Source organism: Micromonospora sp. GCM10011542 (assembly GCF_042650685.1).
Lineage (GTDB): Bacteria > Actinomycetota > Actinomycetes > Mycobacteriales > Micromonosporaceae > Micromonospora.
On record NZ_JBHSBO010000061.1, the window covers coordinates 1 to 13,601 of the forward strand.

A 13,601-nucleotide genomic window follows, 5' to 3' on the forward strand; every position below is an offset into this window, starting at 1 on the left:
GCGTTCCTCAAGGGCCTGCGCCAGGTTGACGGTTGGCAGGACATGCCGCTGACCGACGCCGCCCAGACCGTGCAGGTCTCGGCCTACCCGGACGCCTACGCCCAGTGGGAGCAGCAGGCCGCCGACCTCGTCGCCAAGCACTGGAACTGACGCACGCACTGACACACCACGGCACGACAGACAGCACCACGCGACAGCACGAACGGATGACAGCACGACATGATCGCTGGCCGGCACCCGAAACCGGGGTGCCGGCCAGCGGCGTATCCACGTACCCCAAGCAGACCGGAACCCGTGCACGGACAGCGACCAGAGTCAGGGCTGGGGGCGACCGTCCCCGGCGCAGGGATCAAGCCTGACCGCCCGGAGCCGGGGACGGTCGCCCCCCAGCCCCAAGCGCAACCACCGACAACCCGGAAGGCCGGATCAGAGGAGCGAAGGTCAGAAGAGGACCGTGGCCAGGGTGCCCACCGGACGGAAGCCGCACCGCTCGTAGACCCGCCGCGCAGGCAGGTTGAAGTCGTTGACGTAGAGGCTGACCGTCGGGGCGACCCGCAGCAGCGCGTCGCGCACCACGGCTGCCATCGCGGCGGTGGCGATGCCCCGGCCGCGCCACTCCGGTGCTACCCAGACGCCCTGGACCTGCGCGGTGCGCTTGGTGACGACGGCCAGTTCGGCCTTGAACACGACCCGGCCGTCGACGAACCGGGCGTACGCCCGGCCGGCCCGGACCAGGTCGGTGACTCTCCGGCGGTAGCTGCGTCCGGCGTCATCGGCCAGAGGCGAGACGCCGACCTCTTCGGTGTACATGGCGACCGCCGCCGGGAAGAGCCGGTCGATCTCGTTGCCGCGCACTTGACGTACCTCCGGGTCGACCGGCACCGGCGGCACCGCGTCGGTTGCCAGCAGCGGCTGGTTGGGGCGTACGTCGCGGGCGGGACCCCAGGTGGCGGAGAGCCGGTCCCAGAGTCCGAGTACGGCGTCGGCCCGCCCGACGATCGAGGAGCAGAGCCGCTCCTCGCCGGCGAGCAGGTCGGCGAAGGCGGTGACGGCCGGCTCGGTGGCGAGCACCGGGGTGAGGTTGCCGCCGAGCCAGCAGAGCGATTCCAGGTTGCGGCGGGAGCCGTACCCGAGGATCCGCCCTTCCGCCCGCCACCAGGACAGTCCGCGCGCGGCGACGCGCTCGGCGACCTGCGCGCCCGCGAACGGGTCCAGGTCGAGCAGTCGCTCGACCGCGCGGCGCTCCGATTCCCCCAGTTGCCGTACCGGCACCGTCAGCACGGGTACCAGCCTGCCAGATCGGTCCCCCACCCCGCCGGCTGAGTGACGAGTCCGGGGTCAGACGGCCACCGGTTCGGCGACATCGGGAGCTGGCCGGGTGCTGGTGGCCCATCGGACGACCGGGGGCACCAGGGCACCGAGCAGGAGGAACAGCCCACCCAGCAGCAACCAGCCCGGTACGCCCCAACCGAGCGCGAGGGTGGTCACCACCACTGGCGCGAGCATCTTGCCCAGCTCGTACCCCATGCCGTAGGTCCCCTGGTACTGCCCCTGCGCGTGCTCGGGTGCCAGGCCGAAGGAGATCCCCCAGCCGGCGGCGGAGTGCCACAGCTCCCCGGTGACGTGCGCCAGTGAACCGCAGGCGAGCAGGCCGACGGCGCCCGCGACGGGTAGAGCACCGCTCGCGGCGAAGAGGACGCAGGCCAGCGCGATCGCGAGTCCGGCGCGACGGGCGGCACGGGCGGCCCCGGTGAGGGTGCCGGCGCCGCGCGCGGCGCGTACCTGCAGGAGCACCACCAGCACGGTGTTGACCAGCGTCAGGACGGAGATCATCCAGGCCGGCGCGCGGGTGTGTCCGGCGATCCACAGCGGCAGCGCGATGGTGAGCAGGCTGAAGTGCATGGACATCAGCCCGTCCAGCAGGGTGAAGGCGAGGAACGGCCGGTCCCGCAGGGCGATCAGCCGGGGTCCGTGCGCGGGGGCGGTGACCGCTGCGACGGCGGGCAGACGGACCAGGACTGCCGCCGCGAGCAGCGACGCCGCGGCCGCGGTCAGGATGAGCGCGACGTAGCCGGTGCGGGTGTCGGCGGCGATGGCGAACCCGCCGAGGACGGCGCCGACGGAGATCCCGACGTTGGTGGTGGCGCGCAGGTACGCCCGGGTGTGCACGCGCTGGTCGACCGGGATGGTGCCGGCGATCAGCGCGCCACGGGCGCCGCGGTCGGCGGCGTCGGCGAGCGCGGTCGCGGCGCCCACCAGCAGGAAGGCCGGGAACGACCGGACGGCGATCAGGCCGGCGGTCAGGGTACCCGCGGCCAGCAGTGCGCCGACCTGGGTGGCGCGCGGGCCGACGCGGTCGGCCAGGTAGCCGCTCGGGGCGCTGGCCAGCACGCCGACCAGCGCGGACAGGGTGAGCCCGACGCCCACCTGGGTCGCGGTTAGGCCGACCGAGCGGGTGAGGAAGAGCGCGCTGGCGACGAGCCAGAGACCCCGCCCCACGGTCTTGACCAGCGTGCCGAGGGTGAGGATCCGGGCCGGGCCCGGCGGGGGTAACAGGCGCATGCCCGGCAGCCTAACAAGACGTACGTACGGTTTGCGTACCGCATCCTTGGCGGCGGTTGAGGTGGCCGGGGTCGCCGGCCCAACGTCCGTGGCGCGGTCCTGGCCCTGCTCACCGAGCGGCCGATGCACGGCTACGAGATGATCCAGGAGATCGACTCCCGCACCGGCGGAGCCTGGCGGCCCAGCCCCGGCTCGATCTACCCCACCCTCCAACTCCTTGAGGACGAGGGCGTGATCGCCACCAGCGCGGAGGAGCCCAGCGGCGGGCGCAAGCGGTTCACGGTCACCGAGGCGGGCCGGGCCGAGGCCACCGAGGCGGCACAGACCCCGCCCTGGGCGGAGTTCGCCGAGAACACCGTGAACAGCTGGCACGACATCCGCGACGCCGGCGCGCAGGCGATGAACGCGCTGCGCCAGGTGATGATGACCGGCACCGACGACCAGCGGGAGCGGGCCGCGCAGGTGCTCGACGAGACCCGGCGCAAGCTGTACGCCATCCTCGCCGAATCGGAGTGACACCGCACGGCACCCGCCAACACGAGGAAGCGGCCGTTACCCACGGGGGGTAACGGCCGCTTCGTCGTCGGCGCGGACAGCGCCGGCGGGTGATCAGTGCACGGTGACGGTCGGGCCGGTCACCAGGCCGCGCAGTTCCTCGGGCAGCTCGGCGCCCATCTCGTCGGCGATCCGCAGCGCCTCCTCGATCAGCGTCTCCACGATCTGCGCCTCGGGCACGGTCTTGACGACCTGCCCCTTGACGAAGATCTGCCCCTTGCCGTTGCCCGAGGCGACGCCGAGGTCGGCCTCGCGGGCCTCGCCCGGGCCGTTGACGACGCAGCCCATGACGGCCACCCGCAGCGGCACCGGCAGCCCTTCCAGGCCGGCGGTGACCTCCTCGGCGAGCTTGTAGACGTCGACCTGGGCGCGACCGCAGGACGGGCAGGAGACGATCTCCAGGCCCCGCTCGCGCAGGCCCAGCGACTCGAGGATCTGGTTGCCGACCTTGATCTCCTCCACCGGCGGGGCCGACAGCGACACCCGGATGGTGTCGCCGATGCCCTCGGCCAGCAGGGCGCCGAAGGCGACCGCCGACTTGATGGTGCCCTGGAAGGCGGGGCCGGCCTCGGTGACACCCAGGTGCAGCGGGTAGTCGCACTGCTCGGCCAGCTGCCGGTACGCCCGGATCATCACCACCGGGTCGTTGTGCTTCACCGAGATCTTGATGTCCCGGAAGCCGTGCTCCTCGAACAGCGAGCACTCCCACAGCGCCGACTCGACCAGCGCCTCGGCGGTGGCCTTGCCGTACTTGGCGAGCAGCCGCTTGTCCAGCGAGCCCGCGTTCACGCCGATGCGGATCGGCACCCCGGCGTCGCCAGCGGCCTTCGCGATCTCCCGCACCTTGTCGTCGAACTGCCGGATGTTGCCCGGGTTGACCCGGACGGCGGCACAGCCGGCGTCGATCGCGGCGAAGACGTACTTGGGCTGGAAGTGGATGTCGGCGATCACCGGGATCTGCGACTTCTTGGCGATCGCCGGCAGCGCCTCGACGTCGTCCTGCGACGGCACCGCCACCCGGACGATCTGGCAGCCGGACGCGGTCAGCTCGGCGATCTGCTGGAGGGTGGCGTTGACATCGGAGGTGAGGGTGGTGGTCATCGACTGCACCGACACCGGGGCACCGCCGCCGACCGGCACCGAGCCGACCATGATCTGGCGGCTGGCCCGGCGGGGAGCGAGCGGCGGGGGCGGTACGGCGGGCATACCGAGTCTGACAGCGGTCACTTCAGCACTCACCTTGAGAAGAGCGTGATGGGGTTGACCACGTCTGCGGTGATGGTCAGCAGCGTGAACACGCCACCGATCAGGATCACCGCGTACGTGAAGGGCATGAGCTTGAGGTAGTCGACCCGCCCGGGGTCGGTGCGGCCGATCCGAGCGTAGAGCCAGGAGCGGGCTCGCTCGAACCAGGCGATGGCGATGTGCCCGCCGTCGAGCGGCAGCAGCGGCAGCAACTGGAACACGCCGATGAAGAAGTTCAGCGAGACGAAGAGCATGAAGAACAGGAACCAGGCGTTGTTCTCCACCGCCTCGCCGCCGAGCCGGCTGGCGCCGACCACGCTGATCGGGGTGTCGGCGTCACGTTCGCCGCCGGTGATGGCGGTCCACAGGGCCGGGACCTTCTGCGGGATCCGCTGCAACGCCTGCACCGTGCCGACGGCCATGTCGCCGGTGAAGTCGGCGGTCGCCCCGAAGGCGCCGACCACCCCGTACGTCACCCGGGTGGGGGTGCTGGGCACGATGCCGACGCCGAGCGCGGCGACCGGGGTCACGGCGCCCTTGGGGTCGTCCAGCGGGGCCCGTTCGGTCTTGGCGAGCACCGTGCTGGTCGTGGCGGGCTGCCCGTCACGGACGTAATCGATCTTCGCGGTGTCGCCCGGCTTGAGCGAGCGCAGCGTGGTGAGCAGCTGGCCGTAGGTGCTGATCGGCGTGCCGTTGACCGAGGTGATCCGGTCGCCGTCGCGCAGCTGGGCCTGGACGGCCGGGCTGGCCGGGTCGCCGGGGGCGCAGGCGCGGGCGACGTTCTCCGGCACCACGCACTCGCTGAGCCGGATCACGGCCGGCTCCTGCCGGACCTGCTGCTCGGTGGTCGGGAAGTCGGGGTTGGGCAGGCCGGTCGAGACGGCCATGATCCAGAGCGTGCCCAGGGCGAGGGCGAAGTGGGTGATGGAGCCGGCGCCCATCACGATCGTCCGCTTCCAGACCGGGTAGCGCCACATCGCCCGCGGCTCGTCGGCCGGATCGACGTCGTCGTCCTGCGCCGTCATGCCGACGATCTTGCAGAAGCCGCCGAGCGGGATGCCCTTGACGCCGTACTCCGTCTCCCCCCGCTTGAACGACCAGAGGGTCGGACCGAAGCCCACGAAGTAGCGGGTGACCTTCATCCCGAACATCTTGGCGGTCAGCATGTGCCCCGCCTCGTGCAGACTCACCGAGATGAGAATGGCCAGGGCGAAGAGGACCACCCCGAGCAGGTACGACATCAAGCTCCTTCCACCGAACCCGCGATGATCTCCTGCGCGTGCGCGCGCGCCCACGATTCGGCCGCGAGCACGTCCTCGACGGTACCTGGTTCGTCGAAGTCGGGAGCGTCCTCCAACACCCGTTCGAGGGTGTCGACGATGCCCAGGAAGGGCAGCCGGCCCGCCACGAACGCCTCGACGCACTCCTCGTTGGCCGCGTTGTAGATCGCCGGACGGCAGCGCCCGGCCTCCCCGGCGGCCTTGGCCAGCGCCACGGCCGGGAACGCCTCGTCGTCCAGCGGCGCGAACTCCCAGGTGTGCGCGGCCGTCCAGTCGACCGCCGTGGCCGCCGCCGGCACCCGGTCCGGCCAACCGATGCCCAGCGCGATCGGCAGCCGCATGTCCGGTGGGCTGGCCTGCGCGATGGTCGAGCCGTCGACGAACTCGACCATGGAGTGGATCACCGACTGCGGGTGGACCATCACGGTGATGTCGGCGTACGGCACGTCGAAGAGCTCGTGCGCCTCGATCACCTCCAGCGCCTTGTTGACCATCGTGGCGGAGTTGATCGTGACGACCGGTCCCATGTTCCAGGTGGGGTGGGCGAGGGCCTGCTCCGGTGTGACCTGCGTCAACTCGTCGCGCCGCCGGCCCCGGAACGGGCCGCCGCTGGCCGTGACGATCAGCCGGCGCACCTCGGCGCGCGAACCGGAGCGCAGGCACTGGGCCAGCGCCGAGTGCTCCGAGTCCACCGGGACGATCTGCCCCGGCCGCGTCACCGCGGCCTTCACCAGCGGGCCGCCGGCGACGAGGGACTCCTTGTTGGCGAGGGCGAGGGTACGACCACAGCGCAGCGCGGCCAGCGTCGGCGCGAGCCCGAGCGAGCCGACCACACCGTTGAGCACGATGTCGGCCGGCCACTGGGCCAGCTCGGTCATCGCGTCCGGACCGGCCACGATCTTGGGAAGCTTGAAGTCGCCGGTGGCCCAGCCGCGGCGGCTCGCCTCGGCGTAGAACGCCAGCTGGAGGTCCTGAGCGGCGGACGCCTTGGCCACGCCTACCGCATCCACCCCGAGTTCCAGGGCCTGGGCGGCGAGCAGGTCGACGTTGCCGCCGCCGGCGCCCAGGGCGACCACCCGGAACCGGTCCGGGTTGCGCCGGACGATGTCGATGGCCTGGGTACCGATCGAGCCGGTGGAACCGAGGAGGACGAGGTCGCGGGGAGACGTCACCGTGCCATTGTTCCCCAGCCGTCCTGAACGCCCGCTGGGAGCCTCACTCCGCCGGATCCGGCTCCGCTGTCGGCGCCTCCTCGTCGAGCAGATCGGCCGGATCCACCGAGAACTCGAACGGTTGCCTCATGACGAACGCGCTGCCCGCCGCCGCTGCTGACACCGGGCGGTATTCCTGCTCCACCAGCTCGTAGAGCGCCATCGCGAGAACCCGGTTCCGCAGGTCGACCCGGAGGAAGAACGGAACACCGGCGGCGGCGTACTCGCGTGGCCGGTCGATCACGTCCTTGCGCCGGTTGCCCGGCGACACGATTTCCCCCAGCAGCACGGCTTCCCGGACGTCGACGGCCGACCGGCCGCCACCAGACGACTGCAGCACGGCGATGTCCGGGATGAAGAGATCCTTGCCGCAAACAAGGTTGATCTCGGGATAGACCCAGAGGCCCGCGCGACGGGCCGCGCGGTGCAGCAGATAAGGCAGCTCGCGCTCGACCGACTGGTGGTCGATTCCGGCATGTGGTGTCACGATCACGCTTCCGCTCAGGACCTCAACCTTGGGGCCGTTGGTCTCCGGCAACAGGTCGAGGGCGAGCTGGGCGGTCCACGGCTCGTCGTGCCACCGCAGCACGTCGAACGACGGCTCGGTCGGCTCCGGCTCGGGCGCGTACGCGGCCTGAGCCATCAGGCTCACCCCCTCAGCGGACATCTTCCACAGCTCACCCTAGTCGCGTAGCCGCGCGAGCCGGCACGTCGCACCACTGGTCCGTCGATGCCGCAGTCGATCACGGCGCATCGAGGACGAAGGTCTCCAGCTCCTCGCCGCCGTACCAGTCGGTGCGCCGGCCGACGTGGGTCATGCCGAGCCGGCGGGCCACCGCCATCGACGCCTCGTTGCCGGGCGCGACGACCGCGTGGATCCGTCGGGTGCCGGCCGCGAACTCGCGAGCGAGTACCGGTCGGGCGGCCTCGGTGGCGTAGCCGTGGCCCCAGGAGTCGGGGTGCAGGTGCCAGCCCACCTCAATGTCGTCGGTGGGCGTCTCGCCGTCCCGCCCCGGCAGCGGCTTGAGCAGCAGCGTGCCGGCCACCACGCCCGTGTCGCGTACCTCGATGGCCCACGTGCCGTACCGCCCGGCGTGCCCGGCGTGCCGGTCGCGCCAGAACCGCAGTCGCTCGACCGCCTGCGCCGGGTCGGTCATCGGGATCCCCGCGGCGGTGCTGAGCCAGCGGGTGATCTCCTCCCGGGAGTACATGTCGTAGATCCGCTCCAGGTCGGCCGGCTCGTCGGTCCAGTCCCGCAGGGTCAGGCGTTCGGTCGTGAGCAGGGTCATGGCCGACGATCTTAATGAGTGGCGGGGACCGATACGGGGAAGAGAACCGCGATGAGGAGCGGATGGCGGCGGGCACGGCGGATCACCAGTGCCGCCTTCCGCCCGGTACGGGGGCGGGACCTGTCGCTGCACGCCGCCGCCATCACGTTCTACGGGGCGATAGCCGTGGTGCCGGTGGCGCTGCTGGCGATCTGGCTCACCTCGGTCGTCGCCGGGGCCGACCGGGTACGCCGACTGACCTCGTACGCCGTGGAGGCGCTGCCCACCGCCATCGGCGCGCCCCGGGCCGTGGCCGCGCTGGTCGACGCCGGGGTCGAGTTGACGCCGCTGCTGGCGTTGGCCTCGCTGCTTCCCGCGTCGCTGTACGGCGAGGGCCTGCGCCGGGCGTTCGTCTCGGTGGCCGTGCCGCGCTCCGACGAGCACCTGGTCGGCTGGCGGGGCCGGCTGCTGCTGCTGCCGCTGCTCGCGCCGGCGCCCGCGCTGCTGCTGTCGATCCTGCTGGCTCTGCCGCTCACCACCCGCCTGGTCCGACAGGGCGGCTGGGTCGGCGCGCTTGGTGTGGTGCTGTCGTTCCTGGCGGTCTGGCTGGTGCTCACCCCGGTGCTGCTCTGGGTGTTCCGGGTGGTCGGGCCAGCCTCGCCGGACTGGCTCTCCGCGCTGGGCGTGGGGTCGTTCACGGCGGCGAACCTCTCGGGATTCCTGCACGGTTTCGTGCTCTTCGCCTCCCTCCCGCTGGACCTGGGCGTGCCGTTCGGCGGCTTCGACGAGATCGGCGGCGGGGTCGCCGTGCTCCTGTGGCTCTACCTGTTCCACGTGATCGTGCTGGCCGGCTACTCCGCCACCCTGGCCCTCTCCCGCTGGCGCGCCCAACGCGCCCCCACCCCCCACCTCTGATGGTTGATCAAGAGGTTCCGGTCACCGGGCACGCCTCTGACGACGGAAACCTCTTGATCAACGGGGATGGCCGGGCAACGGGGATGGCCGGGCAACGGGATTGGCCGGGCAAGGGGATTGGCCGGGCTGGGGGTTACCGCGTGGGGTGGGGCGGGCTAGGGTGCGCAGGCATGAGCAGTGAGGTTCCCGCACGGGCCGACGTCGTGATCATCGGGGCGGGGCACAACGGCCTTGTCTCCGCCGTCCTGCTGGCCCGCGCCGGCCTCGACGTGCTGGTGCTGGAGGCCGCCGACGTGATCGGCGGCGCCACCCGCACCGAGAACCCGTTCCCCAAGGTGCCCGGGCTGCGTCACTCCACCGGCTCGTACCTGCTCGGGCTGATGCCGCCGGAGCTGCTCGCCACGCTCGACGTGCGGATCCCGGTGCTGCGCCGCGACCCGCACTACTTCCTGCCCACGCCGGGCGGCGCTGGCTCGCCGTACCTGCTGATCGGCAGCGACGTCGCGGCGACCCGGCGGCAGCTCGCGGAGTTCTTCTCTCCGGCCGACGTGGCCGCCGACGACGCCATGCAGGCCGAGCTGGCCGTGTTGCGCGACGACCTCGCCCCGGCCTGGCTAGCCGAGCCGTTGCCGGCGGAGGAGACCGCCGAGCGGTACGTCCGCCCGGCGCTGCGGCAGGTCTTCCTCGACCTGGTCCGTGGGTCGGTCGCCGACCACCTGGCCCGCTTCGACTTCCGCTCCGAGCTGCTGGTCAGCATGTACGCGGTGACCGACGGGCTCTCCGGGCTCAACGCCGGCCCGGACGACCCCGGCACGGGGCACAACTTCCTGGTCCACAACATGTGCCGGCTGCCCGGCTCCGGCGGCACCTGGATGATCGCCGAGGGCGGCATGGGCACCGTGTCGCGCACCTTCGCCGAGGCGGCCCGCGCCGCCGGGGCGACCATCCGCACCGGTACGCCGGTGAGCGCGGTGACCATGGACGGCGGCGCGGCGAGCGGCGTGGTGCTCGCCGACGGTCGGGAGGTGGCCGCCGGGGTTGTGCTCGGGGCCTGTGACCCGTACCGGCTGATCGACCTGTTGCCCGACGGCGCGCTCCCGGCGCCGCTGGGCGAGCGGATGGCCGCGGTCCGCCGGCCTGGTACGACGCTGAAACTCAACCTGGCGCTGACCGGCCTGCCGCGCTTCTCCTGCCTGCCCGAGGGCGCGGCCAGTCCGTTCGGCTCCACGATCCACCTGCTGCCGGGCTCGGCGTCGCTGGTCGGCGGGGACGCCACCTCGCCGATGGCCGCGCTGCGCGCCATGTGGGCCGATGTGCGGGCCGGCCGGCTGCCCGACGAGCCGACCATCGAGTGGTACCTGCACACCACCGTCGACCCGTCGCTCTCCGACGCGGACGGGCACCACTCGTCCGCGCTGTTCGTGCAGTCGGTGCCGTACCAGCCGGCCGGCACAACCTGGGACGACGCCCTGCCCGGCTACGTCGAGAAGCTAATCGGCATCTGCGAGCGGTACGCCCCCGGCACCGCCGACCTGATCGCCGACGCGGTGCCGCTGCCCCCGCCCGGCATCGAGGCGCACTTCGGCATCACCGGCGGGCACATCCACCACGTGGACAACACCGTCTCGTTCACCGACCGGATGCCGTACGCCACCGGGATCGACGGCGTCTACGCCGGCAGCGCGGGCTGCCACCCGGCCGGGAGCGTGATCGGCGCCGCCGGTCACAACGCCGCCCAGCGGATCCTCAGCGACCTCGGCCGCTGACCCCGCCGTCGACCTCGGGGGCGAAGCGGGGCAGGTCGCCGGGGCGGCGGATGAGGGAGAGGCCGACGAGTAGCAGGTAGAGCACCAGGCTGAGGATCGGGTCGACGAAGACGAAGGCGAAGGCGGTCAGGTAGAGCAGCGGACGTGCCAGCAGTCGCCGGGAGACCGCCCGGGCCAGCTCCGGGTCGAGGTCGGGGTGGAGCAGTTCCCGCCGGCGGGCCCACCACCAGCTCAGGTTGAAGAAGAGCGACTCGCCGAGCACGGTGCCGAGGTAGAGGGCGGCGCTCAGCCGCTGCTCGACCACGCTCCCGCGCAGGTTGTCCGACAGCAGGTCGGCGGTGAACGGGATCGCCGCCACGAAGAGCAGCACCAGCAGGTTGAACACGACGAGCGGTTGGTCGACCCGGACCACGTAGCGCCACATGTTGTGGTGGCCGAGCCAGATCTGGCCGGCGATCCCGAAGGTGATCACGTAGGCCAGGTAGGACGGCCAGGCGTGGGCGAGCGCGTCCGGCAGTTCCCTCCCGCTGGCCCGCGCCGGGCCGTTCTGGAGCAGTTCGACGGCCATCACCGTCAGCACGACCGCGAAGACGCCGTCGCTGAACGTCTCCACCCGGGAGGCGTCCCGGGCCATCTCCCGGTTACGCCGGTAGCGGTAGTTCCTCTCCCTCGCGTCCGCGTCCGTCACGCCGCCCCCCTCCCGACCTGATGGTCACCCGGCGGGGGCGGCGAGCGTGGGGAAACTCAGCTCAGCTCAGCGCCTCGCCGGCCGGTGCGGGGGTGTCCGCGTCGACCCGGTGCGCGCGGACCTTGTGGCCCACGCTGGTGAGGCACCGCCCGCTGGGCAGGTCGAACTTCCAGCCGTGCAGCTGGCAGGTGAGCTGGTCGCCCTCGATGATGCCGAACCGGGTCAGGTCGGCCTTGAGGTGCGGGCAGCGCCGCTGCACCACCCAGTCGCCCAGAGTGATGTCCTCGGCGTCGCTGCTGCGCTCGTGCTCGTCGTACCAGCCCTCGGCGTACTGGAGGCGCTCCTCGGACAGGCACTTGAAGAAGGCGTAGACGAACTCGTTGTACTGGCCGATCCGGGCCGCCGAGAAGCGGCAGGAGAGGAAGAGCGAGTTGACCCAGTCCACCTCGTCCATGAAGAGCAGGTGCTCGATCAGCGAGCGCTCGGTGCGGAACCGGTAGCGGACCTTCTCGTCCGCGTACGGCCGGACCTCCTTGCCCGGGAAGTCCACCACGATCGACTCGACGCTCTCACCGTCGTAGCCCACCAGGTCGAAGCGGACCGGGCCGCCGACCCCCTTGGCCAGGTAGATCGACTCGTCCAGCAGCGGCTCGATCCGGCGCTTCATCTCGGCGAGCACGTCCACCTCGGGGTGCCGCCAGGACGCCTTCTCCGCCTCGATGATCGGGCGCTTGCGCTCCCGCATCTCCTCCAGGTGGGCGACCTTGTTCGCGAAGAACTCCTCGACCGGCACCGGGTGGGTGGTGGTCGCGCCCTCGGTGGTCACCTCGGCGACGCTGCCCGGCAGCAGCACGATGCCGTTGGTGCCGCCCACCTTCGCGTACTCGCTCAGGAAGACCGACTGGTCGGGGAAGATGTTGCCCTCGTCGCCGTGGATGTCGTTGAACTGCCACAGCGCGTCGTCGAGGAAGCACGGCGGACCGGCGATCGGGAACACGTGCGACGCCTTCAGGTCGTCGATGTAGCGCCAGGTCCGGTCGAACTGCCGGTCGCGCTTCTGCTTGCCGAACGCGGTCTTCGCCGCCTGCGGCAGCTCGTAGACCATCGGGTACCAGATCGCGCCGGAGAACTGCAGCAGGTGCGCGTGCACGTGCCCCAACTCGGCGAAGACGCTCAGGTCGGTGGGACGGGCGTCGTTCTGGTTGAGCAGCCGCACCCCGTCGTACTCCACCCAGAGCGAGGAGTCGCCGATCGGGCCGTCGGTGGGGCTGGTCAGCGCCTGAATCATGATCTTCAGGCCACCGGGCAGCTCCACCACCTGCTCGTTGGGCGCCTTCAGAAACTTGGTGAAGCCCAGCGCCCGGAACTCGTCCTCCATCTCCGAGGTGGGGAACTCCGGGAGCAGGACGGTGGCGTCCTTCGAGACGAAGTCCCGCAGGTGCTTCGCGTCGAAGTGGTCCCGGTGCAGGTGCGACACGTACAGGTAGTCGACCTGGCCCAGGCTCTCCCAGTCGAGCAGCGAATTGTCGGGGAACGGGAACCACGAGGCGAAGTAGGCCGGGTTGACCCACGGGTCGCACAGGATGCTGCCCGCGGCCGTGTCGATCCGCATGCTGGCGTGCCCCGTACCGGTCACTCGCACCGCACAGTCCCCCTCAAACAGACAATCAGGTGTACGCCAAACGCTACCGGAGGGAGTCTGACCGCCGCCCCGCGACGCCCGTAGTGCCGTTCCGCCCGACCGGCGAGGGGTCCAACGCCCCGTAAACCCCCACCGCGCCGACCCGGGCACGAGGCGTGCCAGACTAACCGGAGATCCGATCGCGAGGGAAGGACCGACAGTGGCAGGAAGCGAGCCGGTAACGTCGCCAGACCAGCACAAGCCCGGGCACCGCAAGCTCGGGCGAATCGGTGCGGTGCTCTCCGCGCTGGTGCTGTTGGCGATGATCTGCGGCAACCACGAGGGCAAGGTCGAGGACATCTGGCTGGTCGGTCTCGCCGTGCTGCTGCTGGCCATCGTGATCGGTGACGCCGTGCTGCGGCGCAACGGCCTGCGGTCCTGACCGCACCCGGACATGCACGAGGGCCCGCCCCCACCAGGGGGACGGGCC

Annotated in this window: 12 protein-coding genes and 1 pseudogene; 4 read left to right on the plus strand and 9 right to left on the minus strand. The window is 71.5% G+C overall.

Features of this window, described 5'->3' with window-relative positions:
• Positions 1 to 441: 441 nt before the first annotated feature.
• Both ACFOW4_RS25455 and ACFOW4_RS25460 read right to left on the minus strand, forming a co-directional pair.
• On the minus strand, positions 442 to 1,281 hold the full coding sequence (locus ACFOW4_RS25455; RefSeq protein ID WP_377532172.1) for a GNAT family N-acetyltransferase: 840 nt from the start codon (positions 1,279 to 1,281) through the stop codon (positions 442 to 444).
• A 57-nt stretch (positions 1,282 to 1,338) separates the two neighbouring features.
• A complete protein-coding gene (locus ACFOW4_RS25460) occupies positions 1,339 to 2,562 on the minus strand; it encodes an MFS transporter (protein WP_377532175.1) in 1,224 nt (407 codons plus the stop codon).
• A 63-nt stretch (positions 2,563 to 2,625) separates the two neighbouring features.
• Between ACFOW4_RS25460 and ACFOW4_RS25465 the strand changes: the two are divergent.
• A pseudogene (locus ACFOW4_RS25465) lies at positions 2,626 to 3,078 on the plus strand (PadR family transcriptional regulator); the annotation flags it as partial.
• Between the two features lie 93 nt (positions 3,079 to 3,171).
• Here ACFOW4_RS25465 and ispG read toward each other — a convergent pair.
• The 5 genes from ispG to ACFOW4_RS25490 all read right to left on the minus strand — a co-directional run bounded on the left by ispG (position 3,172) and on the right by ACFOW4_RS25490 (position 8,142).
• Complete coding sequence (ispG, locus tag ACFOW4_RS25470; protein WP_377532177.1) at positions 3,172 to 4,344, minus strand: flavodoxin-dependent (E)-4-hydroxy-3-methylbut-2-enyl-diphosphate synthase; 1,173 nt, start codon at positions 4,342 to 4,344, stop codon at positions 3,172 to 3,174.
• Between the two features lie 8 nt (positions 4,345 to 4,352).
• A complete protein-coding gene (locus tag ACFOW4_RS25475) occupies positions 4,353 to 5,603 on the minus strand; it encodes a M50 family metallopeptidase (protein ID WP_377532179.1) in 1,251 nt (416 codons plus the stop codon).
• Positions 5,603 to 6,814, minus strand: a complete 1,212-nt coding sequence (gene dxr / locus ACFOW4_RS25480; RefSeq protein WP_377532181.1) for a 1-deoxy-D-xylulose-5-phosphate reductoisomerase — start codon at positions 6,812 to 6,814, stop codon at positions 5,603 to 5,605. The genes ACFOW4_RS25475 and dxr overlap by 1 nt, the downstream gene beginning before the upstream one ends.
• Before the next feature lie 43 nt (positions 6,815 to 6,857).
• A complete protein-coding gene (locus ACFOW4_RS25485) occupies positions 6,858 to 7,520 on the minus strand; it encodes a Uma2 family endonuclease (RefSeq protein ID WP_377532184.1) in 663 nt (220 codons plus the stop codon).
• A 76-nt stretch (positions 7,521 to 7,596) separates the two neighbouring features.
• Positions 7,597 to 8,142: a GNAT family N-acetyltransferase gene (locus tag ACFOW4_RS25490; RefSeq protein ID WP_377532187.1), complete on the minus strand. Its 546-nt coding sequence runs from the start codon at positions 8,140 to 8,142 to the stop codon at positions 7,597 to 7,599.
• Between the two features lie 51 nt (positions 8,143 to 8,193).
• Here ACFOW4_RS25490 and ACFOW4_RS25495 point away from each other — a divergent pair, with 51 nt between their 5' ends.
• Both ACFOW4_RS25495 and ACFOW4_RS25500 read left to right on the plus strand, forming a co-directional pair.
• Complete coding sequence (locus ACFOW4_RS25495; protein WP_377532190.1) at positions 8,194 to 9,036, plus strand: YhjD/YihY/BrkB family envelope integrity protein; 843 nt, start codon at positions 8,194 to 8,196, stop codon at positions 9,034 to 9,036.
• Positions 9,037 to 9,206: 170 nt separating this feature from the next.
• Positions 9,207 to 10,802, plus strand: a complete 1,596-nt coding sequence (locus tag ACFOW4_RS25500; protein WP_377532193.1) for a phytoene desaturase family protein — start codon at positions 9,207 to 9,209, stop codon at positions 10,800 to 10,802.
• Here ACFOW4_RS25500 and ACFOW4_RS25505 read toward each other — a convergent pair.
• Complete coding sequence (locus tag ACFOW4_RS25505; protein ID WP_377532737.1) at positions 10,783 to 11,436, minus strand: TMEM175 family protein; 654 nt, start codon at positions 11,434 to 11,436, stop codon at positions 10,783 to 10,785. The two genes, ACFOW4_RS25500 and ACFOW4_RS25505, sit on opposite strands and share 20 nt — an antisense overlap.
• 115 nt (positions 11,437 to 11,551) lie before the next feature.
• Positions 11,552 to 13,132 (minus strand): Rieske 2Fe-2S domain-containing protein, encoded by a 1,581-nt coding sequence (locus ACFOW4_RS25510; protein WP_377532195.1) that lies wholly within the window; start codon positions 13,130 to 13,132, stop codon positions 11,552 to 11,554.
• Positions 13,133 to 13,331: 199 nt separating this feature from the next.
• Between ACFOW4_RS25510 and ACFOW4_RS25515 the strand changes: the two genes are divergently transcribed.
• Positions 13,332 to 13,553 (plus strand): DUF2631 domain-containing protein, encoded by a 222-nt coding sequence (locus ACFOW4_RS25515; RefSeq protein ID WP_377532198.1) that lies wholly within the window; start codon positions 13,332 to 13,334, stop codon positions 13,551 to 13,553.
• Positions 13,554 to 13,601 lie beyond the last annotated feature (48 nt).